Raw genomic sequence first — 26,538 nt, forward strand, 5'->3', positions numbered from 1 at the left:
GTCACGGCCCGGACCTCTCCAGGAAGCGTAGCAGCCCTTTCTTGTACCGCGTTGCCGCAGCTACCAGCCTTGGCTTCTCCGGGCCATGCTCGGATCGGGCAGCAACGTCCCAGAGTCCCAGTTGAAACGCCAGGTAGCAAGGTTCGAGACAGTCAATGAGGCCGGTATCGATATTGAGCCGCTCCCCGGCTTCCATGCGGTGGACCAACGTCGCTAGCTCGCTGTCGGAAAATCCATATTCGACGCGAGCGCCGGCAATATCCCACTCTATGGGCTGGCAGCCGATCAAATCATGTCCCCGGCAGTGATCGACGGCATCCGTCTTGATCAACGTCCCGTCGGCACAAACGAGAAACTCCCACGGGTGAAGCCTTCCGTCGATCTCGACCCGTGGCAGCGCTTGCGCAGGGGCACGCTTCGAGAACCAGTTCCGCAGCTCCGCCGCGCGCCGCTCACCCAGGGCTTCGGCGCCATTGTGGACGGCCATCTCAGCGAGTTCCGGCAATCCAGCACCCAGTTCCGGAGTTCTGAGATTGGCCGCACGCCAAGCGAGATAGTGTGCGAGCTCCGCGACAAGCCTGTCTCTGGACAGGTTTACCTGATCCATTGTCTTTCCCTCGACCCACCGTTCAACCAGAAAACCGTGACAAAGCCCGACGATCTGCGGTCCGAAGCCGGCTTCGTGCAGCATCTCCGCGGTTTGCATCTTGCGCTGCCCGGTTTGACCGAGGCCGGCAAATTTGACGAGCCACCGATCGCGTCCCGCGGACGCCAGGAATTTTCGCCGCTCGATGCCGCGTTGACTCGGCGGCCAGAGCCTCTCCTCGGCGTAGTGGAGGTTTCGCCACTCTCCAGCGGATATTTCGGTCAGGGCCAATTGCGGGCTGCCGGCAGCCTCCGCCACCCAATCGCGTAGCGTCGGCATTTGCGCGCCGCCCGGGAAGGTGCGTTCGAAGGCCCGCGCCACATGTTTGCGGCAACCCGACCATGTCTCATGAACCTCCTTAGAGGCTTCGGCACCCGGGCCGCCGGAATGGCTGGGGAACAGGTGAATGCGATCCCTATCGATGCCCAGCCGCCGCAGCCATGCGACGACGGAGTGCATTGAACTGCCCGACAGGCCGGGGCCCTCGTCGACGACAGCGAAGCAAGCCGACGGCTTGCCCCTCCAGGCGCCGATCAATTCCGGGTCGGCGTTGACATACCTGCGGAAAGGATGGCCGATCGGGCGCACGCTGATGGGTGCCGGCGCGTCGATCGCCGCGGCGACCAAGGCGGCAAGCCCGAGGCCAATGCTGCGGATGCCGATGACGCATGTATTCGCGTCGAGGCCTGATGCCCGCCCCGCGCCGAGGTAGCTTTCAGGATAGAGCGCATAATGGGCGTATCCCTCGGCCGTGCCGGTAAGAACCTTGCCCCGGCAGTCGAGCGCGGCCAGCATATGCCTCAGCACGGGATCGACGGCGCCAGTCACTGTGAAGCCGCTTCGCCAGGACCTCGCCACTTCCGCCGCAAGGCCGACCAGCAGCTTGGCACCTTGCCGCTGCCTCGGCGAAGGGGTGTCCCCGCCGCGGGCCTCGAACTCGACATCGGCCAGTGCCTGGACCAGTTCCGAGACCTTGACGAACAACCCTACCAGCGCAGCGTGGCGTTGAATGCCGCAGGGCCTGCAATCGAGGCTTTCAGCCATTTCGCTTGCAGCCTCGCGAAGCTGTCGCGCGTCTTCTGTTCGTTTGTGGTCGCCGTAGACGATCATCCACCGATTCCAAGCTCGCCGTGCGCCAACGCGGCATGCGCGGCTTTGATCCATCCTGCCGCGCGCAATTTTTCCACGTGCCAAGGAACATTCCGGCAAGCTGACGGTTCGGGCCCAGGAACTTACCTTGGACAGCACAGGACGGCAGTTTCGTGGGATCGAAGAAAGTTCGTGTCGGTATCGTCGGTGTAGGCAATTGCGCATCCTCCCTGGTGCAAGGCCTTTCCTATTACCGAGACGCAAAAGGCAATGAGCCGATCCCCGGGCTGATGCATACCGATGTCGGCGGCTACCACGTCGACGACATCGAGGTCGTCTGTGCGTTCGATGTCGCCAAGGGCAAGGTCGGGTGCGACGTGGCCGATGCGATCTACAGCGCCCCGAACAACACGTTCCGTTTTGCCGATGCGGTTGCAACCGGGGTTCGCGTGGAGCGTGGCCCCACGTTGGACGGCATCGGCAAATATCTGCGCACGGAAATCGAGGAAGCGCCGGAGCCGGTTGCCAATGTCAGCGAAATCCTGCGGAACAGCGGTGCCGATGTGCTGGTCTCGTACCTGCCGGTGGGGTCGGAGGAAGCGACGCGCTTTTATGCCGAATGCGCCCTCGAGGCCGGCTGCGCCTTCGTCAACTGCATACCGGTTTTCATCGCGTCACGGCCCGAATGGCGCCTGCGTTTCCAGGAACGCGGGCTGCCGCTGGTCGGCGACGATATCAAGAGCCAGGTCGGCGCGACCATCGTGCATCGGTTGCTGGCCAATCTCTTCCGCGAGCGCGGCGTCCGCATCGACCGCACTTATCAGTTGAACTTCGGCGGCAACACCGACTTCCTCAACATGCTGGAACGCGAGCGGCTGGAATCGAAGAAGATCTCGAAAACGCAGTCCGTGACCAGCCAGTTCGATGTTCCCCTGGAGCCGGGCAACATTCATGTCGGCCCCAGTGACCATGTGCCATGGCTCACCGATCGCAAATGGGCCTACATCCGGGTTGAAGGCACGACCTTCGGTGGAGTGCCGCTCAACGCCGAACTCAAGCTGGAAGTCTGGGATTCGCCCAATTCGGCCGGCGTGGTCATCGACGCCGTGCGCTGCGCCAAGCTGGCGCTTGACCGCGGCATCGCCGGCGCGCTGACCGGTCCGTGCAGCTATTTCATGAAGTCTCCGCCTGAGCAGTTCACCGATGCCGAAGCTCGGCAGCGCACGCTCGCATTCATCACAGGCAGGGACGAGCCTATGCTCGATGCCGCGGAATGACGACGACCTTCTTCCTGATCCGGCACGCGGCACACGACAATGTCGGCTCCTATCTGGCCGGACGGATGGGCGGAGTTCGCCTTGGCGAATCCGGCAGGGCTCAGGCGGCGCATCTTGGCCGCCGCATGGCCCGCGAGCCGATTGCCGCTATCTGGTGCAGCCCACGCGAGCGCACGCAGGAAACCGCCAAGCCGATCGCGACTGCCTGTAGTGTCGGCGAAATCGCGATCTGCGCTGAACTCGACGAGATCGACTTCGGCATCTGGTCGGGAAAGACGTTCGAGGAACTGAACGGCGATGCCGGCTGGCAGGCGTGGAACAGCCGGCGGCAGGAAGCAAGCACCCCAAGCGGCGAAACCATGCTGGATGTCCAACAGCGTATCGTCTCGCTGATGGATCAGGCTCGCGAGCGGCATCAGAATCAATGCGTCGCGCTGATCAGCCATGCCGACGTGATCAAGGCAGCCATCTGCCATGTGCTTGGTCTGCCCGTCGGCGACAGTTTTCGCTTCGATATCGACCCCGCCTCAATCACGACGATCGTGTCCGGAGACTGGGGAGCAAAGCTCATCCGTCTGAACGAACTTGCCTGACGAGGACTTGCCGGATGCAGATGGTCATTTTCGGTCTCACCGTCACGTCTTCATGGGGAAACGGCCACGCCACCCTGTGGCGTGGCCTGATCCGCGCGCTGGCCCGGCACGGCTGGTCCATCACCTTTTTCGAGCGCAACACCCCCTACTATGCCGGTGCGCGGGACCTCGATCAACTGGATGGCGGCAATATCGTGCTCTACCCCGACTGGGAGGACATCCGGAGGGTCGCGGAGCAGACGATCAAGCAATCCGACGTCGTCATCATTACCTCCTACTGTCCCGACGCCGTGGACGCTTCGCGCCTGGCGCAGCAGGCATGCCGCGGGCTGCGCGTCTTTTACGACTTGGACACTCCGGTCACTCTGGCGCGCCTCGATCAAGGTGAACGCCCACCCTATTTCGGGCCCGAGGGCCTTGCCGATTTCGATCTCGTCCTGAGTTACACGGGCGGCTCGGCAATCGATGCACTCAAGTCGGTCCTCGGTGCACGCCACGTGGTGCCGCTCTATGGCCATGTCGATCCCGACCAACACCGGCCGGCAGTACCTAGGCCGGAATTTGCGGGCGATCTGTCCTATCTCGGGACCTATGCGGCAGATCGCCAGGCCGGCGTCGAGAAACTGCTGGTCCGTCCGGCCGCACTCCTGCCTGACCACCGCTTCATCATCGGCGGTGCACAATATCCACAGGAATTCCCGTGGAGCGACAACATCTTCTTCGTCAGGCATCTTCCGCCGGCAGATCATCCAGCCTTCTTTTCGTCGTCCCGCCTGACGCTGAATGTGACGCGCGAGGCGATGGCGCAAAAGGGGTGGTGCCCTTCGGGCCGGCTGTTCGAAGCAGCGGCATGCGGCGTACCGATCGTCACCGACACCTGGCCGGGCCTCAGCAGTTTCTTCGAACCCGGTAGCGAGATCCTGCTGGCGTACGACACAGACGACGTGATCGCGGCGCTCAAACTGACATCGCACGAGCTCGATGCAATTCGAAGCCGTGCGCGTGAACGGGTTCTGGACGAACACACATCCACGCGGCGCGCGGCGGAACTGGATCGCATCCTGAACGAAGCCTTGCAGAGGTCGGCCGGCGAACCGATGAAGGAAGCAGTCTGATGTTGGGCATCGTGCCCGCTGCCGGACGCGGCAGCCGCATTCAACCGCTCGGCTTCTCGAAAGAGCTGCTGCCGGTCGGGAGCCGGATCGATGGACAGACAGAGCGCCCATGTGCCGTAAGCGAGTACCTGGTGCGGCGGATGGTGCGCGCCGGCGTCGACAAGGTCTGTTTCATCATCGGATCGGGTAAATCCGACATTCTCGAATACTATGCCGCGGGCTACGGAGCGGCGACCGCTCTGTTCGTGGTACAACCCAACCCCGTTGGCCTTTGCGACGCCATCTTCCGGGCAGCACCCCTCGTCGCACCGGACGAGACGGTGTTGATCGGGCTTCCCGATACGATCTGGTTTCCCGAAGACGGCTTCTGCCGTCTGCCGGACGACCGGCTGTCATTCCTGCTCTTCCCGGTGGATCGGCCGGAATTCTTCGATGCCGTGGTTCTCGACGAGGAGGGCCGGGTGCGGGAAATCCAGGTCAAGCGGCAGGACGCGGCGACGAACTGGATATGGGGCGCGTTCAAGATGCCGGGCCATGTCCTGCACCAGCTCGCGGCACTCTGGCGCGAGCGGGATTGCTATGACGAATATATCGGCACGTTGATCAACGCCTACCTGACGGCGGGCGGTCAGGCGTATGGGGTGAAGGCAGGGGCCGCCTACGTCGATGTCGGCACTTTCAACGGTTATCGCGCGGCCCTTCGGCTGCTCGACGACGATGCTGCGTCCAAACAGCACCGGCCCACGATGATCGCGCCTACTGCACATTCGCATGCCGTTCCGGGCGAAGGAGCTTAGCCATGCTGCATTCCCATGCTGAAATCCAACGCCGTATCGATGCCCTCGGCCCATGGTTCCACAACATGGAACTAGCCGGCGTCGAAACTGCTCCGGACCATTTTCTCGGTAACTACCCGCTGGTCAAATGGCGCAAGTTCGCCTATGCCATTCCAGCCGACCTGTCCGGCAAGTCCGTGCTCGATATCGGCTGCAATGCCGGTTTTTATTCCATCGAAATGAAACGGCGCGGCGCCGGTCGCGTCCTCGGCATCGATTTCGACGAGGCCTATCTGGCACAGGCGCGCTTTGCCGCCGAGATCGCGGACTGCGACATCGAGTTCCAGAAGCTTTCGGTTTATGACGTCGGCGCCCTGCGCGAGACATTCGACATCGTGCTGTTCATGGGGGTTCTTTACCACCTGCGCCATCCCCTGCTCGCGCTCGACCTGATCCGCGGGCATGTCGCCGGCGACCTGATGATCTTCCAGTCCATGCAACGCGGCAGCGCCGATCTGCCTGCGCTTGAGCAGAATTATCATTTCTGGACGCACGACCTGTTCGAGCGGCCGGAATTTCCGAAACTGCATTTCATCGAACATCGATATGCCGACGATCCGACCAATTGGTGGATTCCCAACCGCGCCTGCACCGAAGCGATGTTGCGCAGCGCCGGCTTCGAGATTTTTTTGCACCCCGAGCAGGAGGTTTATTTTTGCCGTTCCGCCGGCGATCCGGCCGGCGGCGGCGCCGTCTACCCGTCGAAAGGACAGATCCATGATTGAAGCCGCGATGATCTGGAACGAGCCCAACAACAAATCGCATTGGGATCCCGAGCTCGACCCCGATTGGAGCCGCTTCGCCGCCATGGCAATGTTGTCGGCGGATGCGATAGCGTCCGAGAACCCGGCCCTGACCAAGGTGCTCGGCGGCATCTCTCCGATCGACCCCGGCTTCGTCACGCGCATGAAGGAACTCAGATTGCTGGACCACGTCGATGCCGTCGCGGTACATGGCTTTCCGCTCGACTGGAACCTGTGGCAGATCCAGGAATGGCCACAGAAGATCGGTGAGATCGCGGCCGTCACCGATCTCCCGATCTGGGTCAGCGAAGTTGGCGTATCGACCTTCGGCGCCGACGAGATCCAGGTCTGGGGCCTCAGGCGCACCGCTGAATTGCTGCTCGGCAACGCTCCGCGCATCCAGTGGTACAGCCTTTATGATCTCCCGCGCGAATGGGAAGCAACAACGCGCCATCGCGAAGCGGAAGGCTCCTCCTACTATCGTCACTTCCATATGGGGCTGCTGCGCCAGGACGGCACGCCAAAACCGGCACTGGAGGAATTCCTGCGCCATACGCCCGAGATGGGGCTGGTGCAGTGGTTTCATTTCGAGGACCCGCGGCTGGACGACGCCGTCGCCTGGATGAAGCGGCTCGGGGTCACCAATATGCGGACCGGACTTTCCTGGGCCGACAGTTTCAGGCCGAATGCATTGAACTGGTTCGACCGACAGATGGAAGCGCTCGCCGATTTCGACGTGACCGTCACCTTCTGCTTCACGCCAGAGCATCGCGGGATGATGCCTCACCACACCAGTCCGCCGCTGGTGCCGGAGGAATTCGCCGAATTCTGTGCAACCATGATCCGCCGCTACGCGCCCGGCGTGGCTTCCACGTCGAAGCGGCGAGCCTCGGCAGCGTGAGGCTCCCATGCATCAACCGTCGGCAACCCTGGGCGAATTCGCGGCCCTGTTGACGGGCAGTGACGCAGCACATGGTTCCGCGATCATGGTCGTCGTCGCGCATCCGGACGACGAGACGATCGGCATCGGCGGGCATCTTGCCGGACTGCGGTCATGCCGCATCGTCCATGTCACGGACGGAGCACCACGCGATCTTGCCGACGCGCAAGCGCATGGTTTCGAGACATGGCAGGACTATGCCGATGCCCGCCGTGCGGAACTGACGGAAGCCTTGGCCGCGGCCGGCATATCGCCATCGGGCCTGACCGCTCTTGGCTATCCCGACAAGGAGGCTGCGGCGAATCTCGTGGCGCTCGCGCAGGAACTCGCCTGCCTTGTTTGCGAACCCGACATCCGCTTCGTCTGCACACATCCTTTCGAGGGAGGCCATCCCGACCACGACGCGACCGCTTTTGCCGTTCACGCGGCCTGCCATCTTCTGCGCCGTGACCGCCGGCCCGTGCCCACCATCATCGAAATGGCCTTTTATTCGGCTGGCCCGGACGGCCCGGTATTTCAGGATTTCGCCAGCGGCACCGGCAGTGATTGCATAGAGGTCTGCCTGACCGAAGCGGCCTTTCAGCAAAAGCAGCGCATGCTGGCCAGCCACCTGACGCAGCAGCGGACGCTGGCGCCGTTCTCGACCCGCACCGAGCGTTTCCGGCTGGCGCCGACCTATGATTTCCTGAAGCTGCCCAACGATGGCAGGCTCTACTATGAATCGCTGCCGCTGGGTTTCGAGCCCGGCACCTGGCTGCATGCAAGCGCCCGTGCTCACGAGGCGCTCCGGCTCGACCAGCCATGACGCTCACAGTGCTCAATGTTGCCTATCCTCTCGCGCCGGTGGGACCGAACGCCGTTGGCGGCGCCGAGCAGGTGCTGTCAATGCTCGATCAGGCCCTGACCCGCGCCGGTCACCGATCCATCGTCATCGGCTGCCAGGGTTCCAGTGCAAGCGGCATTCTGGTGGAAACGCCCGCCGAAGCCGGCGTGCTCGACCAGTCAGCAAAAAACCGGGCACAGGAGTCCCATCGCGCCGCGATCGCCGCTGCCCGCGCCCAATGGCCGATCGACGTGGTTCACCTGCATGGCATCGACTTCGACGCCTACCTGCCTGCCGACGGTCCGACCCTGGTGACGCTTCACCTGCCGCTCGACTGGTACCCGGCCGGGGCGCTGCGCCCAGGGCGCGACGATCTCTGGCTTCACGCCGTCTCGTCAGCCCAGCAAAGAACCGCACCGCCGGACGCAAGCTTGGTTGCCCCGATCCCGAATGGTGTCGATATCGACGCGCTGAACCAGCCGCGGCCCAGGGGCGACTTCGCCGTCGTGCTCAGCCGCATCTGCCCGGAAAAGGGCATACACCTGGCATTGGATGCCGCCAGGCAGGCTGATGTGCCGCTGGTCATCGGCGGGCGGGTCTATCCTTACGAGACGCATATCCAGTACTTTCGCGATGAGGTCGAACCTCGCCTCGACGGCCGGCGCCGCTTCCTCGGTCCGCTCGGCTTCGCCGCCAAGCGGCGCTTGCTCAATGCAGCACGCTGCCTAGTCGTTCCGAGCCTCGCCGCCGAGACCAGTTCGCTGGTCGCGATGGAAGCACTCGCCTGCGGCACACCGGTGATCGCCTTTCCAAATGGTGCGCTTCCCGAAGTGGTCGAGCACGGCAAGACCGGCTTTATCGTCAACAATGTCGACGAGATGGCGCAAGCAATTGTCGCGGCACCCAGCCTTGATGCCGAGACGTGCCGAAGCGAGGCGCGCCGGCGGTTTTCGCTCGAGCGCATGGTCTCGTCCTACATGAGCGCCTATCTGGCGCTGGCCCGGCTCGGCGCCGACCGCAGGCGTCTCGCCGCGGTGCGGTGAAAGAGCAGATGCTGCGCAGCGAGATCATCGGCGATCCAGAGCAATTGCATGCACTGGCGCCGCACTGGTGGAACCTGTGGGAGCAGAGTTCGTCGGCGACGCCCTTTCAATGTCCCGCCTGGCTGCTGCCGTGGTGGCGCACATTCGCTCCGGGGGAGCTGGCGACGGTCGCCATCTGGCGCGGCAACGATCTGGTGGGCCTGGCGCCGCTCTATCTCGAACATGGCACGGAAGGCTCGAAACTGCTTCCGATCGGCATTTCCCTCAGCGACTATCTGGACGTGCTGTGTGTGCCCGGCAGCGAGGCCCAGGTCGCCACTGCCCTTGCAGAGAAGATACTCTCGATCGAGTGGTCGCAGTGGATCCTGCCGGATCTGCCGCAAGGCAGTGCCGGTCTGGCGATCGAACATCCCGAATTGAAAGCCGATGGACTGGTCGGCCACGCCGTTTGTCCCGTGCTTGCCACCGACGGCGATGAAACGCTGGCGGGCTGCGTCCCTGCCCGGCGCAGACGCCAGTTGCGCCGGGCGCGCCGCGCCGCATCCAGACGCGGCCGGGTCGAGTTGTCGCCGGCACGAGGCGATCCTCAACTGTTCCTCGACCACCTGATAGGCCTGCACGGCGCGCGCTGGGCCGGAAACGGAGGCGGCGTGCTGGCCGACCCCGCCGTCGAGCAATTCCACAGGTGCTCGCTTCCCCTGCTCGACGCTCGAGATCTGACCCGACGCTGGGTGCTCGCCATCGACGGCAAGCCAATCGGCGCCTACTACGGATTTCACCATCGCGGCCGTGCCTATGCCTATCTTGGCGGTTTCGATCCTGCCTATGCCGAGGAAAGTCCAGGCGCGATCCTGGTCGGCCACGCAATCGCCGAATCGATCCGCGAAGGTGCGCGCGAGTTCGACTTCCTGCGCGGCCAGGAGCCGTACAAATATGGCTGGGGCGCTGGCGACAGGTGGACGATGCGAAGGACTTGGACGCGGAAATGAGACCATGGTTTCGATGGAACCAACATCCGTGCGCCGCCGGATAGCGGTCAGGCTGGCGGTCGAGGACTGTATGGCGGACGCTGTCAGTGCCGAGGCCGTCATCGCCAGGCTGGCGCTGCATCTCCACCCAGGCATCGGGGCAGTCGAATTGGCGGAGATCGTGGCGGAGATCGATCCGGTCGATACTCGAGACAGGAAAAGGCTCCAGCAGATAGCCGGGCTGCTTCGCCGCGGATCGAAGGTTTTTGCCACGTTGCAGAAAACGGGTTCTGCCGTTCGTCACGAACGCGACGACGACGAGACGGATGCAGATGTCGTGACGCGGCTGGCCTCGGGCTTTGATGCCGCGGCAGCGATTTCCCGGGTGGCGAGTGTCCAGTTGGCTTCCCTTGGCGATGAGGAAAGGCTGGCAGCCACGACCGACGAAATCGTTGCATGGCTGACAGCGCAAGACTTCACCGGTGCTGGACGCAACATTCTGGACATCGGTTGCGGCATCGGGCGTTTCGAACGCGCGCTGTCGGCATCCTGTGGGCGGGTCGTCGGTATCGACATATCGTCGAGGATGATATCGATCGCCCGTGAGCAATGCGCAGCGCTTGGCAATGTAGAGTTGCGGCGGACCTCAGGCCTGGATCTGGCGGAGTTCGGCGACGCGAGTTTCGACTGCGTTCTGGCGGTCGACAGTTTCCCCTATCTGGTGCTAGCCGGCGTGGCGGAGCGGCATTTCGGCGAAATTGCGCGCGTCCTCAAAAGGCCGGGCAGGCTGGCCTTGCTGAACTACTCATATCGCGAATCACTGTTTTTGGACCGCTCCGATATCCGTCACCTGGCGCAACGTCACGGATTGCAGGTCGTCATCGATGGCGAAAAAGCGTTTCGGCTGTGGGACGGCGACGCCTTCCTGCTTGCCGGCGTGACGGAACATTACCAGCCAATGCCAGTTCGGGCGTCGAACACAGCGACGCTGAAGAGCGGCGCCAATTCGAAGGAGGACAGCATGGCATCCGGCAGCAAGAAACATATCGGCCGTGGCAGCCACGGCAAAGGGGCCGGCGCCGGAGCAATGACCGAACTGGCCAAGGACAAAATCGAAGAGAATGCCGTTTTATCCAACAGGGACAAGAAGCAGCACAGCGAGGAACGCGGCCTGGACGGCAATCAGATCAAGTCCGATCAATATCAGGATCATGCCGCAAATCGATTGCCGAAGGACTGAAAGCGCCGCAGTGGATCTGTGACCTCGGCAATCGAGAGTGGAAGAAAAACCTGTGCAAGGGCTGCCGGCAACGGTTTCGGCACCGGGCATCTCCTTGTAATGGCGGTTGCTTGTCATCACAATAGGATGACGGACTGCCATCCATCCAGCCAGGGAATACGATGTCTCGTTCGAGCGATGATAGAATGGACCCGCGCGCAGGAATGGCGATGGATCAGGAGATTGCCTCTCTGCTGATCGCGATCGAGCAGGAAAAGGTTCCTGATCGCTTGACCAGACTGGCGATCGAACTGCAAAACGCGCTCCTTGCGAAACGCCGGCGCGACATAAAGAACTGACTATCTGCGGTTGTCGGCATCAATATCGATCTGCCCGTCCGACAGATGATTTCGTCTTTCCATCAGCGTCTGCAGCGAACTCTCCCCCAGGAACTCAAGAACGGCGGCGCGGGCACGGTTGAGCCGGCTTTTGACCGTTCCCACCGCACAGCCACATATCTCGGCCGTCTCCTCATAGCTGACACCTAGGACGCCGATCAGCATCAGCACCTCGCGCTGGTGTTCAGGGAGCCTCTGGATGGCGCCGTGAACTTCCTTGCTCTGAACGGTCCATTCCTGTGTGGCTTCCGAAATCGGCCTCGAGGACGCGCAGTCGAGCAGGCCAGGCGCTTCCCTGGCCGCGACCTTGACCCGGGTGTAGTAGGTGTTGCGCATGATGGTGAAGAGCCACGACTTCATGCGCGTGCCGGGTTCGAACTTGTCGATGTTGGCAAGGCCCTTCGTCAACGTCTCCTGCACCAGATCGTCGGCATCGTCGGGGATACGGCAGAAGGTGCGCGCGAAAGCCCGTAGCGCGGGTATCAGGTCAACGATGGAAACTTCATGGGTTTCCTGGTCGGCCAAAAGATAGCCTTCGCCTGACAATGGTCCAGCTCCCAGAAAGAAGTATGAATGCAGACCCCAGCTAAATGCATGGACGTTTGTATCGTTCCGGGCGTTGAAGACAACTCTCCAGAAAATTCTGATGCGGCCGAACGATCCTGCTGCGGCCGCGCCCCCCTTGCGCGCCGTCCACCAGCGTGTTCGCGCTGGCTTAGGATAGGCGCGACGCGCCGTTGTGCGGGAACAAAGCCATGCACCGGCAGTTCGGCGCCTTGAGCCAAGTCAGCCCACGGGCGTCAATCGAGGAAAAAATCATGGCCAAATCCGCACACCGTTCAGCTCCCAAATCGGCGCGTATGCACGATCAGAATGCCGCGCGCGGAAATGGCGGCGAATTGCACCAGATCGCGGAAGCCGACACGCCTGTTCTCACGACTGCCCTGGGAACGCCTGTCTCCGACGACCAGAACACATTGCGGATTGGCGAGCGCGGACCGTCTCTGATCGAGGACTCCCACTTTCGCGACAAGATCTTCCACTTCGATCACGAACGCATCCCGGAAAGGGTGGTGCATGCCCGTGGTTACGGCGCTCATGGCTATTTCGAGACTTATGAATCGCTGGCCAAATACACGCGTGCCGACATTTTCCAGCGCGCCGGCGAAAAGACGCCTGCCTTCGTGCGGTTCTCGACGGTTGCCGGCAACAAGGGCTCGTTCGACCTCGCCCGAGACGTGCGCGGCTTTGCCGTCAAGCTCTATACCAAAGAAGGCAATTGGGACCTCGTCGGCAACAATATTCCCGTGTTCTTCATCCAGGACGCCATCAAATTTCCGGACCTCATCCATGCTGCCAAGCAGGAGCCAGACCGGGCTTTCCCGCAGGCCCAGACCGCACATGACAATTTCTGGGATTTCATCAGCCTGATGCCGGAATCGATGCACATGGTCATGTGGATCATGTCGGATCGAGCGATACCGCGCTCCTTCCGTTTCATGCAAGGCTTTGGCGTCCACACGTTCCGCCTCGTCAATGCCGACGACGAATCCACATTCGTCAAATTCATCTGGAAGCCGAAACTCGGCATGCAGTCGGTGATCTGGAACGAAGCGGTCAAGATCAATGGCGCCGATCCCGACTTCCACCGCCGCGACCTGTGGGAAGCGATCCAGTCAGGAAACTTCCCGGAATGGGAGCTGACGGTGCAATTGTTCGACCAGGATTTTGCCGACAGCTTCGACTTCGACATCTTGGACGCCACGAAGATCATCCCTGAAGAGATCATTGAGCCAATCCCGGTCGGGCGGCTGGTGCTCGACCGTATGCCGGACAATTTCTTCGCCGAGACCGAGCAGGTTGCATTCATGACCCAGAACGTGCCACCCGGGATCGACTTCTCCAACGACCCGCTTCTGCAGGGCCGCAACTTCTCTTATCTCGACACCCAGTTGAAGCGGCTGGGCAGCCCGAACTTCACCCATATTCCAATCAACGCTCCGAAATGCCCCTTCGCACATTTTCAGCAGGACGGGCACATGGCCATGCACAACCCGGTCGGCCGCGCCAACTATGAGCCGAATTCGTGGGGCTCGGGTCCCCGCGAGGATCCGCAACGCGGCTTCCGCTCTTTCGCCGACGCCGAAGAGGGGCAGAAGGTGCGTCTGCGGGCGGAGAGCTTCGCCGACCACTACAGCCAGGCGCGGCAATTCTTCAACAGCCAGACAGCGCCGGAGCAACGCCATATCGCCATGGCGCTGACATTCGAATTGAGCAAGGTGCAGGCACCGGCGATCCGCGAACGCATGGTGGCGCATCTGCTGAACATAGATGAAACGCTGGCGACTCAAGTCGCCGACAAGCTTGGCATTCGAAACATGCCCGACCCCGCCGAGGCCGCCGTCCCGCCGCGCGACGACCTGCCGCCGTCTCCGGCTCTCAGCATTATCGAGAACGGCCCCGACAGTTTCAAAGGCCGCAAGGTCGGCGTCTTGCTGAGCGACGGGGCCGACACGGCCCTTTTCGAACAACTTCGCTCGGCCATCGAAACGGAAGGCGCGGTCATGGAGGTGATAGCGCCCAAGGTGGGCGGCGTCGAGGCCGCAGACGGCACCCACATCGAAGCCAGACACATGATCGACGGCGGTCCGTCGGTCCTGTTCGACGCCGTGGTACTGCTCCTGTCCGAGCCGGGCGCCGAGTTGTTGGTCAAGGAGGCAGCCGCGAAGGACTTCGTGTCGGATGCCTTTGCGCATTGCAAATTCATCGGCTTCACACCGGGAGCCGCGCCTCTCCTGGCCAAGGCAGGCATCGCAGCCGATGCCGATGAGGGATTGATGCGGCTGGACTCCGCAGCCTCCGCCAACACATTCGTGCAGGCTTGCCGCAAGCTGCGGCTGTGGGCCCGGGAAGCGGCCGTCAAGCTGTGACGCTATCGACCGGCACGGATTCCCGTCCGTGAGCGGCGGTTCGGCCAGCGGGATTCCAGTCGGTGCGGGCTAGGGGCGGTCTTGCTCCTTGGCCTCCCGCTGTTTTCTCAGCACTTCGTCGGTTCCGACCAGCTTCTTGGCTCCGCCTGGAATGGAGGTGGACACCACCGCTGGCGGGTCGCTGGCGGGAAAGGAATCTTCCAGACCGGCCTGCAGCTGATCCTCCAGCGTTTGCGGCTCTTCCGAGCGGCCGGGGGTTCTGCGGTCCTCTATCTTTTCCAGCGGTTGCTTCTTATCCGGCGATTCGTTCGCGTTCCTGATCCAGGCATAAAGCTGTTCGATCGCGAATTCCTTGATTGCCTCGAAATCGGCTCGATCGTCCTTGGTCGCCTCGATCTGATCGACCATGGCTTTCTCGAACCGGGCAAGGCTATCACCCCCGCAGGCCCGGGAAAGACGCAACAATGCCTCATGCAGCATCATCGGGGCGAAACGAGCCGAAGCCTCGAGTCTCAGTTGCTCTAAATGCTCTTGAGTGGCGGCTTGGAGCTTTGACATGGACAGCCCTTTCTCTCACACGCATTTCAACGAGAGTTGACCGTGGATGTTCCACTGCGCCTGAACGTCCTTCCGCGCCGGCGAACTACATGAACCAGGTCGCCACCAGTCCCGCGGACGCCGCAAAGACCGCTATGGTCGTCACGCCGCCCAGAATGTTGGTGGCCCTGCTGTTGACCTTGTCGCCCATGATCTTGCGATTGTTGGTCATGATGAGCATGAGAAGCAGCAGAGGTGGCGTCGAAAAACCCTGCACGATGCCGGACCAGACCAAGGCTTTCATCGGGTTGAAGCCAAAGAAATTGAGACCCACCGCCACCAGGGTGATCACTCCCGTCGCGATGTAGAATTTGGGCGCATGCCGGGGCTTGGCGTTCAAGCCATTCTTCCACCCCATGGCCTGCGCGAAATCGAAAGCGGCGCCGGCCGTCATGACCGGCACCGCCAGGAAGCCGACGCCGATCACCCCGGCCGCAAAGAGAATTCCGGCCGCGTCGCCCGCAAGCGGCCGCAGCGCTTCGGCCGCCTGCGCTGCCGTTTCGATCTGGGTATGCCCCGCCTCGTACAGCGTCGATCCGGTCGAAAGGATGATGAAATACATGATCAGGTTGGAAAAGATCATGCCGATCAGGATATCGCGCCGGGACCGGCGGAGTTCACCCTCGGTGGCTCCCTTGCGCTCTTCGAGGCTCGTCCTGCCCTTGGCGATCTCCTCCTCCACCTCCTGATTGGACTGCCAGGTGTAGAGATAGGCGGACAGCGTCGTGCCGATGATGGCGACGATGATGGACAGATATTCGCGGCTGAACTCGATTTTCGGCAGCAAGGTGCCGCGCAGCACCGAGACCACATCCGGCTTGGCGAGCACAGCGGAGACCACATAGGCGAGCAGGGCCAGTGCCAACCATCGGAATATGTTGCGGATTAGCTTGTAGGATCCGAACATCTGCAAGGCAAGAATAATCATCGCGACACCGATGACGACCGAGTTTGAAGGCAGCGGAACGAACAGCACGACAGCCGCCGACATCGCGCCAAGGTCGGCGGCTGCCTCGATCGTGTTGCCGATCAGCACGCCCACCAGCACGGACCACAGCAGCCAACGCGGATAGAAATCGGAAATGACCTTGAAAAGACCACGGCCCGACACCTGGCCAAGTTTGGACGAGAGATAGACGACGATGTACATCATCGGGAGAGTGACAGGAGCCGTCCACAAAAGGTCGGGCCCGAACCGGGCTCCGGCACTCGCATAGGTGCCAATGGCCGAGCAATCGTCGTCAGCCGCCCCAGTGATCAGTCCGAGCCCGAGAGCGCGTGTGATGCCGCCGTCTTTTCGCTCTCCCTCGCTTCGGCCGGCATCGTCAGCTGCTCCACTCATGGGAGATGCGTGTCCAACGAGACCACACGGGAAAAAATCATGTCGATTGTTCCGACCAAGTGCCGATGCCGAGATTGAGGTTCGAACCTCCGGTCAAGCTTTTTGTTCCTGTGGAAGCCAACCGCCAATGAAACGCAGCGCCCGGCTTGGCCGTTGATGCGGCTGGAGCCGCATCGCCTTGAAGATCGACATGGAATATGCCTGGGGCCGACGGTCGAAAGAGTGCGGTGAGGCTCTTCACCCGCACCTTCCCCTCGCCGGCCTGATCTATGGCGGGGCGGCGCTGCTCATGGCGACCCTCTGGATCCGGGAAAGCGGAAGGTCTGGATCCGGGAAAGCGGAAGGCGGCAGGCCCGACACGACCTGCGCGCCGTCTGACACCGAAGAATCGAACAAAAAGCCAACCGCGGGGCGATCCACAGCCGCTGTCAGGCGGAACCTCGTCCCGGTAATTGCGTCTCTTCGCTGACCTGCTTCCGCAGCTCCTCACGCGCGCGTTCCACCTGGCCCTCGCCCGCGGATTGCGAGGCGCTGCGCCCCGACCGATCCAGCCTGTCCAACTCGTGCTCGACCGTTTGGCGAGAGCCCTCCGCCGGATCCTCTTCCGGATGGCTGTCCGCAGCCTGTTCCTGCCGCGTCTCTTCCCTGCCTCGGCGGTCGTTGCGCGTCGCGTCCTGGCTGCGATCGTCCTTGCCTGCGACGCTTCGATTTCCGCCGGCCGTTTTGTCTGTGTTGCTCATGGCTAGTTCCTAAGCTTTCGCGGCGTGGAACCGTCCGATGCGCGTCCCGCGCCTTTGCCTGGAGAAACGGACATATCCGCCATTTGGTTGCGCTCCCGGCGCGCAAGCATCGGCCCGGCGCCAATCGCATGGCGGAGAAAAGCCGGCCATCGTTGCCAAGCATCCTTTTACAGCGATTCGCGTTATCGCCTTGGCATCCATGGGGATTTCACATGGCAAGATGCACGGGCCCGTCCATCCGCCTGCGGCAACGGCGGCAATGGCCCATTGCGTCCGCCTTTGCACGTCCAGCTCGAAGCACGTCCGGCAGCCGTCTTCCAGGCGTCCTGAAATGGCTCGGCCTCGCGTCTACAGTGGTCTCGGCACCGGTCCTGAGCGGGTGCAGCGGCTGGCAATCCGCACTCCACGCACATGGTGCGAATGCCCGTGCGATTCTCGATCTCATCTGGTCTTTTGGCGCGGTGGCGACCATCACCTGGCTGCTCGTCATGCTGGCCCTGGCAATGGCGCTCTTCCATCAGCGCCGGGCACAAGCAGGACCCCCGCCGCTGGTCATCGACAGCCATCAGGAGCACAGGTTTAGCCGCGCGGTCGGAAGCGCCGTCGCGGCGACCGTGCTGGTTCTCGCCGCGCTGACGATAACGAGCTTCTTCGCCGGCAAATCCATTGCCTCGCTGGGCGGAAAGGAGACGCTCACCATCCGCATCACAGGGCATCAATGGTGGTGGGAAATACGCTATCCCAACGATGATCGGTCGCGCATGATTGTCACGGCGAACGAGATCCATCTTCCCGTCGGCGAACGGGTAAAGGTGGAACTCGATTCGACCGATGTCATTCACAGCTTCTGGGTGCCAAGCCTCGCCGGTAAAAGGGACCTCATTCCGGGCCGGCCGAGCGAGATCACCCTCATTGCCGACAGGCCTGGTATCTATCGCGGCCAGTGCGCCGAGTTCTGCGGCTACCAGCATGCTCACATGGCCGTCACCGTCATCGCGGAAAGCCGCGAAGCGTTCGAGGCATGGCGGTCCAGACAAGACGCCGCCGCCATCGCGCCTGCCAGCGAGGAGGAACGCCGCGGCCAGCGGGCTTTTCTTTCCACCGGTTGCGCGCTCTGCCACACGATAAGGGGGACGCCGGCCAAGGGAGCGGTCGGGCCCGACCTTACCCATCTCGCACACCGGCGTGCATTGGCCGCCGACACGCTGGCCATGACACCCGGCGCGCTCGCCGCGTGGATCGCCGATCCGCAATCCATAAAACCCGGCGCGAAGATGCCGCGCATTGCTCTCAGCGCCGACGATCTTCGTGCGGTCGTCGCCTATCTTGGAAGTCTTGAATGAGTGGCGTTGCCAGGAAGACGGCTAGGCGAAAACAGGAAGCGGCCCTGAAAGGCATCCGCGACACCGGGCTCGACGAGGCAAGACTGCACGACTATCTGGCGCATGCCTGGCGGACGCCGAACGGCCTCTATGGTTGGCTGGTCACGGTCGACCACAAGCTGATCGCCCGGCGCTATATGGTGACGGCCTTCCTGTTCCTCGCCCTTGCAGGCCTGTCGGCACTTGCCATGCGGTTCCAGCTTGCCACGCCGGAGGCACGCCATATCGGCCCCGATCTCTACAACCAGCTCTTCACCATGCATGGCACGACGATGATGTTCCTGTTCGCCGTACCGGTCATGGAAGCGTTCGCCATCTACCTGGTGCCGCTGATGATCGGCACCCGAAACGTCGCCTTCCCGCGGCTCAACGCCTTCAGCTACTGGGTCTATCTCTCCGGTGGGTTGATGATCTGGATCGCCTTCGCTTTCGACACCGGCGCGGATGCCGGCTGGTTTTCCTACGTGCCGCTCGCCGGACCTGAATATGGGATCGGCAAGCGCCCCGATTTCTGGGCGCAGATGGTGACCTACACCGAAGTGTCCGCACTCGCGGTCGCCGTCGAGATCATCGCGACTGTGTTCAAGCAGCGCGCCCCTGGCATGTCGCTCGATCGCATCCCGCTCTATGTCTGGTCAGTCCTCGTCATGGCTTTCATCATATTGTTCGCCATGCCCGCGGTGATGGTGTCGAGCACCATGCTGATCCTCGACCGGCTGGTCGGCACCAGGTTCTTCGACCCGGCGGCGGGGGGCGACGCACTGCTCTGGCAGCACCTGTTCTGGTTCTTCGGCCACCCGGAGGTCTATATCATCTTCATTCCCGCGACCGGCTTCGTCTCGGCTATCCTGCCGAGCTTCGTGCGCCGTCCGGTCTTCGGCTATCTCGGGATCGTGCTGTCGCTGATCGCGATCGGCTTTCTTTCCTTCGGCCTGTGGGTGCACCATATGTTCGCCACGGGCCTGCCGCAGCTCGGCGAAAGCTTCTTCACCGCCTCCTCGATGATGATCGCCATTCCGAGCGGCATCCAGATCTTCTGCTGGATCGCGACGATCTGGGGCGGCCGGCCGATTTTTGCCACGCCGCTGCTTTTCGTGCTCGGCTTCATTTTCACCTTCGTGATTGGCGGGCTGACCGGAGTCATGGTCGCCTCGGTGCCGCTCGACCTGCAGATGCACGACACCTATTTCGTCGTCGCGCATTTCCACTATGTGCTGGTCGGCGGCGCCGTCTTCCCCCTGCTCGGCGCCGTCTACTACTGGTTTCCCAAGATCACTGGCCGCATGCTGTCCGAAAGGCTCGGCCGCTGGAATTTCTGGCTTGTCTTCATCGGCTTCAATCTCACCTTCTTCCCGATGCACATCCTTGGCTTGCAAGGCATGCCGCGGCGCGTCTACACGTATCCGCCGGCGAGCGGCTGGGGCGGCACGAACCTGTTCATCAGCATCTCGTCGCTGGTGGTGTTCGCCGGCTTCGCGCTTCTCGTCCTGAACATGCTGCTCAGCCTTCGCAACGGTCGCCTCGCGGGAGACAATCCCTGGGGGGCGAGCACACTGGAATGGGCAACGACGTCGCCGCCACCTTCCTACGATTTTTCGCGCCTGCCAGTGGTGACCCATCGCGAGCCGCTCTGGGCCGAACCCGACATACTCCCGGTGGTCGAGGGCCTGCGCGTCGATGCGCGCGAAGTGCTTGCCGGCACGGTCGCCGATGCGGTGCCGCAACTGCGCGTGCCATCGGCCGACAACTCGATCTGGCCGCTGCTCTCGGCCGTCGCCGTGGGTGGCGCGTTTCTGGGCTCGATTTACACGCCATGGGCGGTGGTCTGGGGCGCGATACCGGTCTCGATCGGCTTTATCTGCTGGTTCTGGCCGAAAGGCGAGCCGGAGGACGAAGAATGAGACACTGGCCAACCGTCGACGTCAGCCACCTGCCCACCTATGATTTTGGATCGGCAAGCCCGATCTGGTGGGGAACGGTGGCCTTCATCACCCTTGAAGCAACCGGTTTTGCCCTGGCGATCGGCACCTATTTCTACCTGGCTGTGCAGGCGCGGCATTGGCCGATCGGAGCGCCAGCACCCGACCTCCTGCCGGGCACGGCAATATTGATCATTCTGCTTGCCAGCGCCGTCCCCAACCGTCTGATCGATCTTTGGGCGCGGCGGCAGGACCTTGTGAAGGTGCGCATCGGCATCGTCGTCATGTCGATCGCCGGAATTCTTCCCCTGATCGTGCGCATCTGGGAATTTCCCGCGCTCCGGATCTCCTGGGACCAGAACGCCTACGGGTCGATCGTCTGGTTCCTGCTCGGCCTGCACACGACACACCTCCTCACCGATGTCGGGGACACGATCGTGCTCGCCGTTCTCATGTTCACCAAGAAAGGCAACACCGGACGCCACTTCAGCGACGTGTCGGACAATGCCTTCTACTGGGACTTCGTGGTCGTCTCATGGGTCGTGCTCTATCTCGTAATCTACTGGGTTCCGAGGATGTAACATGCAGGCGATCCGCACGGGCGTTTCCTGGGCAGGCATGGCCACCGGACCAACGGCGTGGGCGATATCGCTGCAGCTCGACTATTCAATCGCATATTGGCAATGCGACGCCGGGTTTCGGCCCACTGTTCTGTTCTCGCTGACAGGCGCCGCCGTCGCGGCGCTGGGCGTCCTGTCGTCATGGCGCGCCGTTCATGATCCAGGGCACGGCACGAGCCCGCCCCTGAAGGCGCGCACGCGCGCGTTTCTGGCCAGGACTTCGGTAGGCATCGGGGCCCTGTTCACGCTCGTCATGCTGGCGCAAATGGCGGCCGGATTGATCTTCAGCGGATGCGAACTGTGACTGTGCAGCGGAGCCGACGAGCGGTCATCCGCCATGGGCAGCGTTTGCGGTGGCCTGCTGCGAGCGTTCCGTTCCTCGCCGTTCTCCTACGTGTAGTCGCGGCCGTCATGGCGTCGCTGGCGCCTGGCACGCCGCTGCGGGCGAACGAGATCCAGAAAGGCGAATATCTTGCCCGAGCCGCCGATTGCGTCGGCTGCCACACGTCCAATCCGAGCCGGCCTTTCGCCGGAGGCTATCGGGTGCCGACGCCGTTCGGCGATGTCTATTCCACCAACATCACACCGGACCTCGACACAGGCATCGGGCGCTATTCCGCCGACGAATTCGTGCGAGCCGTGCAGAAAGGCGTCAGACGCGACGGGGCCGATCTCTATCCCGCCATGCCATATGACAGCTTCGTCGGGATGAATCGCGAGGATGTGCTCGCGATCCGAGCCTACCTGCTCACGACCGCGCCGATTTCTCAGCCGCCGCCGCCAAACATACTGCCCTTTCCATTTAACCAGCGCTGGACGCTCTGGTTGTGGAAACTTGCCAACCTCCACGCCGGCGGCTTCGGACCAAATCCAAGCCGAACCGGCGCATGGAACAGGGGCGCCTACCTGGTGGAGGTGCTTGGCCACTGCGGCGCCTGCCACACTCCAAGGAATACGACGTTCGGCATGGATGAAGATCGCAAGCTTGCCGGCGGCAGCGCCGGTATCTGGCAGGCGTTCAACATCAGCGGCGACAAGATCGCGGGCATAGGCGGCTGGAGCGATGAGGAGCTGTTTCGGTTTCTCAAGACCGGCGCCATGCCTGGAAAGGCATATGCGGGCGGTCCGATGGCGGAAACGGTCATGAACAGTCTGCAATATCTTTCGGACGACGACATTCATGCCATCGTCGCCTATCTCAGGACCGTGCCCGCCCAATCGGGAGACGAGAAGCGGCCGCGCTTCGCGTGGACCAATCCACCCGCAGTCGCCCGCGATGCCGGGACGAAGACCAGCGTGGAGGGCAGCGGGGTCGCGGTGGGCGACGATCTCTACCGGTCGCTCTGCTCGGGATGTCATGGCCTGAATGGAGGCGGATCGGCGGATGGCACCTATCCATCACTGACCAACAACAGCACTCTCGGCGTAACCTCGCCTGAGAATGTCGTCATGACCATCCTTGAAGGCGTCAAGGCAGGCGGCGTCGCGGGCCGCAAATCGATGGCGGCCTTTGACGGCTGGCTGGACGACGGCCAGGTGGCGGCCCTTGCAAACTATGTGACAGCGCGCTTCGGAAACCCGCAAGTCAGCGTCACGGCAGCCGATGTGCGCCAGATACGGGCAGGCTCGACGACAGAGCAGACGGTGCTGGTTTTGGCGGCCCAGGGGCTGGTGGGGGGCGGCATCGTATTTGTGCTTGGTCTGGCGCTTCTGCTCGCCAGACGCCTTGGCCTGAGAAGGCACCAGAGGCATCTCACATTCGTGTCAAGGGGCAGGCCATGAGACGGTGTGCCGAAGCGTGGCGGACCTGTTCCGCCTTTCCGTGCAACGATGAACTGCCTCAGCTTGATATCTCGACCGAGCCCTTCTGAGAGGAACTCCCGGCAACGCCGCGAGGGGCCCGAAAAACCTCCGCCAGCCAATCAATGAACACCCTGATCCGCGAAGACAGATGGCGGCTCTGGGGATAGAGCACGGATACGGGTATCGGCGGTGGTGGGAAGGCTTCCAGTATCGGAACCAATTGCCCGGTGGCGATCTGATGCTCTACGCGATAACGCGGGACCTGTATCAACCCGAGCCCGGCGACGCCGGAGGCCGTGTAGATTTCGGCGCCCCGGACGACGATATCGTAGGGTAGTGGAACCTCCCTTGCCGCGCCGTCCATCTCGAATTCCAGCGGGTACGGCTGCCCTGTCGCGGAGGCGGTATAGGCAACCATGTGATGGCCGCCGAGATCATCCGGTGTCGAAGGGACGCCGTAACGTTCAAGATAGGCTGGGCTCGCCAGGGTGAGTTGCTCGAATGCGGTTATTCGGCGACCGATCAGAGACGAGTCGGACAGCTCGCCGGCTCGCACGACGCAATCGACGCCTTCAGTGATGAGGTCGACCATCCGGTCGCCTTCGCTGAGGCTGAGCGAGATGCCGGGATAGCGCGTGATGAACTCGGGCAAGGCGGGCATGACGAAAAACCGCGCGATGGTCCCCTGCATATCCACACGAAGCGGACCCTTGGGTTCAGCATTCCTGAAGACGCTCTCCACCTCATCCAGGTCCGCAAGGAGCCGGATGCAGCGTTCATGGTAGAGTGCGCCATCGAGCGTCGGCCTCACATTTCGGGTTGTCCGTTCGAGGAGCCGAACGCCGAGATCCGCTTCCAGGCGCTGGATCGCATGAGTGGCAGTGGGCCGCGGAACCTGCAGGTCCCGCGAGGCCTGGGCAAAGCTCCCACGCTCGACGATCCTGACGAAGAGCCGCATGACGTCGATACGATCCATGACCATCTCGTAGTCGATTGTTATGGTTTTTGAAATGGTGATGTTGAAATCGGCTTTCTAGTGCTGGTTTTAAAAACGGCTACCTTCACACCATTCAAGTCCTCAGATCGACAGGAGTGAAGATCATGCCTTTCGTCAATTTCAAGGTCCCCGAGGCGGCGCTGAACCGGGCCCAGAAAGAAGAGATCGTCCATCGGGCCACCGCGATGCTCGTGGAATATTTCTCCGAGGCCGCTCGGCCGCATACCATGGTCCTGATCGAGGAGGTCAAGGACGGCGGTTACGCCCGCGCCGACGAGGTCTTCGTGATCCCGCAGGAATATCGAGCGAAGGATTGATATCGGCAACAACACGGCAAAGGAACAACCACAATGACCACCTCAACGAATAGGGTTGCAATCGTCACGGGAGCCTCTCGCGGCATCGGAGCGGCCATCGCCCGCCGGCTGGCGAGCGACGGCCTCACGGTCGTGGTCAACTATGCAGGTAGCACCAAAGCGGCCGCCAAGCTGGTGGATGAGATCGAAAAGGCCGGCGGTCGGGCCACCTCCTTCCAGGCCGATGTCAGCGACCCGCAAGCTGTGAGACGGATGTTCGATTCCGCCGAAGCGGCCCATGGCGGCGTCGACGTGCTGGTGAACAATGCCGGCATCATGAAGCTCGCACCGGTCGCTCAATTTGATGATGCGACTTTCGATCAGACCATCGCGATCAATCTCAAGGGCACGTTCAACGGCCTTCGCGAGGCGGCGAGGCGCCTGCGCGACGGCGGCCGCATCGTGAACTTCTCGACCAGCGTCGTCGGACTCTATCAGCCGACCTATGGCGTTTATGCGGCCACCAAGGCCGCGGTCGAAGCGCTCACCCACATTGTGGCGAAGGAGTTGGGATCCCGCGCCATCACGGTCAACGCGGTTGCGCCGGGGCCGGTGGCCACCGAGCTTTTTCTCGAAGGCAAGGATCAGGCTACGCTCGATCGTATCAAACAGATGAACCCGCTCGGCCGTCTGGGCGAGGTCGACGACATCGCGCGCGTCGTCTCCCTGCTGGTTGGACCGGACAGCGGCTGGATCAACGGCCAGATCGTCCGAGCGAATGGCGGGGTCATCTGAGGAACAGGATCATGAAGCAAGTCCGGCTCGGATAGGGGAAGGCTTTCCGTGAACGGGCTGCCTCGGACGGAGGTCGACAAGAGCGGCCTGATGGTCGCATGCCAAGGAACCCGATCGCGCCGTCCTCGTTGGGCAGGGATGCAGACCCACGCGCGCTTCATCATGCCGTCAACCGCGGCCACAAATGCTCGACATCGCCTTTCTGGAGGAAGGCGCGAAGCATGACACAGCGGCTTTGCTGCTGCACGGCTGGCCTGACGACGCTACCACCTGGGTTTCTGTCGCCGAGAGATTGTCCAGGGCCGGAATTCGCACCATCGCACCATGGCTGAGAGTTTCGGTCCGACCCGCTTCCTGTCGGATTCCTCGACAAGTCTCTGGATACGGAGGACGAGATGATTGCGAACTGGACTCTGCCTGAACGCTTCATCTACCGCGGTCATGCGATCGCCTGGGGCACGCTCGGCGAGGGACAGGCTGCGATCCTCCTGCACGGCTCGCCATTTTCCTCGCTGGTGTGGCGGCGAATTGCACCGTGGCTCGCGCGGCACCGTCGGGTTTTCTATTATGATTTGCTGGGTTTCGGGCAGTCCGACAAGCCGGACGCCGACGTCCTGCATGGTCTTCAGAATGGACTTTTCGCGGCGCTGGTAAAGCACTGGGGTATAGAGCGCCCGGACGTCGTCGCGCATGACTTTGGCGGGTCCGCCGCGCTGCGCGCCCATCTCATGGACGGCATCGACTACAGCAGCCTGATGCTGATCGATCCTGTCGCAATCAGCCCGCAGGGATCCGCGCTGGTGCAGGCGGCCAAGACGCACCAAGACGTTTTTGCCGGTCTACCGGCCTATATCCATGAAGCCGTCCTGCGCGCGTATATTGGTGCCGCTGTGAAGCACGGATTGCGCGAAGAAGAGATGCGGCTTTATCTCCAGCCTTGGCTTACCGAGGAGGGTAAGAAGGCGTTCTGGCGCCAGGTGGCGCAGATGGACGACAAATACAGCATGGAGATCGAGGATCGTTACGGCGAAATCCGCTGCCCCGTGACCATTCTTTGGGGCGCCGAGGATGAATTCATCCCGCTGAAAGATGGTGAAGAACTCGCACGGCGCATTCCAAACGCTCCACTCGTTGTCGTACCGGATGCGAAGCATCTTGTTCAGGAGGACGCGCCAGAGGCTATCACCGCAGCCGTTCTCGACTTCTGGCACCGGGACGACCCGCGTCACGATGCAGCGCGGACGCCGCCGTTTTCCCAGCCTCGAAGAACGGCCCGGGCAGGCGCGCAGGCCGGAGCGAATAGATGAGCTGAAGCGTATCGGCGATGTCTGTGACTTGACGGTCGATGATCGATCGCACCGCCGTCGCCACGCAGGGCCTGCGAAGAGTGCGCTCGCTGTCAGCATTCGCATCCAGGAAGGGGCCGT

At 62.4% G+C, this 26,538-nt stretch carries 26 protein-coding genes and 1 pseudogene; 21 read left to right on the top strand and 6 right to left on the bottom strand.

Annotated elements, in window-relative coordinates; translation table 11 throughout:
* Position 1: 1 nt before the first annotated feature.
* A complete protein-coding gene (locus tag FJ443_RS07520) occupies positions 2 to 1,441 on the bottom strand; it encodes a hypothetical protein (protein WP_246675860.1) in 1,440 nt (479 codons plus the stop codon).
* 467 nt (positions 1,442 to 1,908) lie between these two features.
* On the opposite strand from FJ443_RS07520, the gene FJ443_RS07525 reads away from it, so the two are divergent.
* The 12 genes and pseudogenes from FJ443_RS07525 to FJ443_RS31930 all read left to right on the top strand — a co-directional run bounded on the left by FJ443_RS07525 (position 1,909) and on the right by FJ443_RS31930 (position 11,651).
* On the top strand, positions 1,909 to 3,012 hold the full coding sequence (locus FJ443_RS07525) for an inositol-3-phosphate synthase (RefSeq protein WP_140497400.1): 1,104 nt from the start codon (positions 1,909 to 1,911) through the stop codon (positions 3,010 to 3,012).
* A complete protein-coding gene (locus tag FJ443_RS07530; RefSeq protein WP_140663354.1) occupies positions 3,009 to 3,605 on the top strand; it encodes a histidine phosphatase family protein in 597 nt (198 codons plus the stop codon). The genes FJ443_RS07525 and FJ443_RS07530 overlap by 4 nt, the downstream gene beginning before the upstream one ends.
* A 14-nt stretch (positions 3,606 to 3,619) precedes the next feature.
* Entirely contained in the window at positions 3,620 to 4,720 is a 1,101-nt protein-coding gene (locus tag FJ443_RS07535; protein WP_140663356.1) for a glycosyltransferase, read from the top strand.
* The gene (locus FJ443_RS07540; protein ID WP_140497394.1) at positions 4,720 to 5,517 is read left to right on the top strand and encodes a sugar phosphate nucleotidyltransferase; all 798 of its coding nucleotides are present in this window, start codon (positions 4,720 to 4,722) and stop codon (positions 5,515 to 5,517) included. The genes FJ443_RS07535 and FJ443_RS07540 overlap by 1 nt, the downstream gene beginning before the upstream one ends.
* Before the next feature lie 2 nt (positions 5,518 to 5,519).
* Positions 5,520 to 6,281 carry a TIGR04290 family methyltransferase gene (locus tag FJ443_RS07545; protein WP_140497392.1) on the top strand — a complete coding sequence of 254 codons (762 nt, stop codon included), beginning with the start codon at positions 5,520 to 5,522 and terminating at the stop codon, positions 6,279 to 6,281.
* Entirely contained in the window at positions 6,274 to 7,200 is a 927-nt protein-coding gene (locus tag FJ443_RS07550) for a beta-xylosidase (protein ID WP_140497390.1), read from the top strand. Before FJ443_RS07545 ends, FJ443_RS07550 begins: the two co-directional genes overlap by 8 nt.
* Positions 7,201 to 7,207: 7 nt before the next feature.
* Positions 7,208 to 8,044 carry a PIG-L family deacetylase gene (locus tag FJ443_RS07555; RefSeq protein ID WP_140497388.1) on the top strand — a complete coding sequence of 279 codons (837 nt, stop codon included), beginning with the start codon at positions 7,208 to 7,210 and terminating at the stop codon, positions 8,042 to 8,044.
* Positions 8,041 to 9,105, top strand: coding sequence for a glycosyltransferase family 4 protein (locus tag FJ443_RS07560; protein ID WP_140497386.1), 1,065 nt, complete (start codon positions 8,041 to 8,043; stop codon positions 9,103 to 9,105). The genes FJ443_RS07555 and FJ443_RS07560 overlap by 4 nt, the downstream gene beginning before the upstream one ends.
* A gap of 8 nt (positions 9,106 to 9,113) precedes the next feature.
* Entirely contained in the window at positions 9,114 to 10,094 is a 981-nt protein-coding gene (locus FJ443_RS07565) for a GNAT family N-acetyltransferase (protein WP_181169760.1), read from the top strand.
* Positions 10,095 to 10,164: 70 nt separating this feature from the next.
* Positions 10,165 to 10,881 (top strand): annotated as a pseudogene (locus FJ443_RS31585) (class I SAM-dependent methyltransferase); the annotation flags it as partial.
* 213 nt (positions 10,882 to 11,094) lie between these two features.
* The gene (locus tag FJ443_RS31590; protein ID WP_224519089.1) at positions 11,095 to 11,313 is read left to right on the top strand and encodes a hypothetical protein; all 219 of its coding nucleotides are present in this window, start codon (positions 11,095 to 11,097) and stop codon (positions 11,311 to 11,313) included.
* Between the two features lie 209 nt (positions 11,314 to 11,522).
* The gene (locus tag FJ443_RS31930; protein ID WP_263485998.1) at positions 11,523 to 11,651 is read left to right on the top strand and encodes a hypothetical protein; all 129 of its coding nucleotides are present in this window, start codon (positions 11,523 to 11,525) and stop codon (positions 11,649 to 11,651) included.
* Here the strand turns inward: FJ443_RS31930 and FJ443_RS07580 are convergent, their stop codons facing one another.
* Positions 11,652 to 12,215 (bottom strand): sigma-70 family RNA polymerase sigma factor, encoded by a 564-nt coding sequence (locus FJ443_RS07580; protein WP_140555722.1) that lies wholly within the window; start codon positions 12,213 to 12,215, stop codon positions 11,652 to 11,654.
* 293 nt (positions 12,216 to 12,508) lie between these two features.
* Between FJ443_RS07580 and FJ443_RS07585 the strand changes: the two genes are divergently transcribed.
* Entirely contained in the window at positions 12,509 to 14,620 is a 2,112-nt protein-coding gene (locus FJ443_RS07585; protein ID WP_140663358.1) for a catalase, read from the top strand.
* 69 nt (positions 14,621 to 14,689) lie between these two features.
* On the opposite strand, the gene FJ443_RS07590 is transcribed toward FJ443_RS07585, so the two are convergent.
* The 3 genes from FJ443_RS07590 to FJ443_RS07605 all read right to left on the bottom strand — a co-directional run bounded on the left by FJ443_RS07590 (position 14,690) and on the right by FJ443_RS07605 (position 17,299).
* The gene (locus FJ443_RS07590; RefSeq protein ID WP_140497376.1) at positions 14,690 to 15,178 is read right to left on the bottom strand and encodes a hypothetical protein; all 489 of its coding nucleotides are present in this window, start codon (positions 15,176 to 15,178) and stop codon (positions 14,690 to 14,692) included.
* 85 nt (positions 15,179 to 15,263) lie between these two features.
* Positions 15,264 to 16,559 (bottom strand): Nramp family divalent metal transporter, encoded by a 1,296-nt coding sequence (locus FJ443_RS07595; protein ID WP_140663360.1) that lies wholly within the window; start codon positions 16,557 to 16,559, stop codon positions 15,264 to 15,266.
* Between the two features lie 428 nt (positions 16,560 to 16,987).
* A complete protein-coding gene (locus FJ443_RS07605; protein ID WP_140497373.1) occupies positions 16,988 to 17,299 on the bottom strand; it encodes a hypothetical protein in 312 nt (103 codons plus the stop codon).
* A 128-nt stretch (positions 17,300 to 17,427) separates the two neighbouring features.
* Here FJ443_RS07605 and coxB point away from each other — a divergent pair, with 128 nt between their 5' ends.
* The 5 genes from coxB to FJ443_RS07630 all read left to right on the top strand — a co-directional run bounded on the left by coxB (position 17,428) and on the right by FJ443_RS07630 (position 23,002).
* Positions 17,428 to 18,642: a cytochrome c oxidase subunit II gene (gene coxB / locus FJ443_RS07610; RefSeq protein WP_246681200.1), complete on the top strand. Its 1,215-nt coding sequence runs from the start codon at positions 17,428 to 17,430 to the stop codon at positions 18,640 to 18,642.
* Entirely contained in the window at positions 18,639 to 20,582 is a 1,944-nt protein-coding gene (ctaD, locus tag FJ443_RS07615) for a cytochrome c oxidase subunit I (RefSeq protein ID WP_140663364.1), read from the top strand. The genes coxB and ctaD overlap by 4 nt, the downstream gene beginning before the upstream one ends.
* Positions 20,579 to 21,181, top strand: a complete 603-nt coding sequence (locus FJ443_RS07620; protein WP_140515191.1) for a cytochrome c oxidase subunit 3 — start codon at positions 20,579 to 20,581, stop codon at positions 21,179 to 21,181. Before ctaD ends, FJ443_RS07620 begins: the two co-directional genes overlap by 4 nt.
* Position 21,182: 1 nt before the next feature.
* Positions 21,183 to 21,524: a hypothetical protein gene (locus tag FJ443_RS07625; protein ID WP_140497365.1), complete on the top strand. Its 342-nt coding sequence runs from the start codon at positions 21,183 to 21,185 to the stop codon at positions 21,522 to 21,524.
* Between the two features lie 107 nt (positions 21,525 to 21,631).
* Positions 21,632 to 23,002, top strand: coding sequence for a cytochrome c (locus tag FJ443_RS07630; RefSeq protein ID WP_140663366.1), 1,371 nt, complete (start codon positions 21,632 to 21,634; stop codon positions 23,000 to 23,002).
* A gap of 58 nt (positions 23,003 to 23,060) precedes the next feature.
* Here the strand turns inward: FJ443_RS07630 and FJ443_RS07635 are convergent, their stop codons facing one another.
* Complete coding sequence (locus tag FJ443_RS07635; RefSeq protein ID WP_140623821.1) at positions 23,061 to 23,999, bottom strand: LysR family transcriptional regulator; 939 nt, start codon at positions 23,997 to 23,999, stop codon at positions 23,061 to 23,063.
* A gap of 125 nt (positions 24,000 to 24,124) precedes the next feature.
* Here FJ443_RS07635 and FJ443_RS07640 point away from each other — a divergent pair, with 125 nt between their 5' ends.
* From FJ443_RS07640 to FJ443_RS07650, 3 genes are all read left to right on the top strand, one after another.
* Positions 24,125 to 24,337, top strand: a complete 213-nt coding sequence (locus FJ443_RS07640; protein WP_140497359.1) for a 4-oxalocrotonate tautomerase family protein — start codon at positions 24,125 to 24,127, stop codon at positions 24,335 to 24,337.
* A gap of 33 nt (positions 24,338 to 24,370) precedes the next feature.
* Positions 24,371 to 25,111: an SDR family oxidoreductase gene (locus FJ443_RS07645; protein WP_140497357.1), complete on the top strand. Its 741-nt coding sequence runs from the start codon at positions 24,371 to 24,373 to the stop codon at positions 25,109 to 25,111.
* A gap of 395 nt (positions 25,112 to 25,506) precedes the next feature.
* Positions 25,507 to 26,418, top strand: coding sequence for an alpha/beta hydrolase (locus tag FJ443_RS07650; RefSeq protein ID WP_140663368.1), 912 nt, complete (start codon positions 25,507 to 25,509; stop codon positions 26,416 to 26,418).
* Positions 26,419 to 26,538 lie beyond the last annotated feature (120 nt).

The sequence above is a fragment of the Mesorhizobium sp. B2-6-1 genome (genome assembly GCF_006440475.1).
GTDB lineage: Bacteria > Pseudomonadota > Alphaproteobacteria > Rhizobiales > Rhizobiaceae > Mesorhizobium.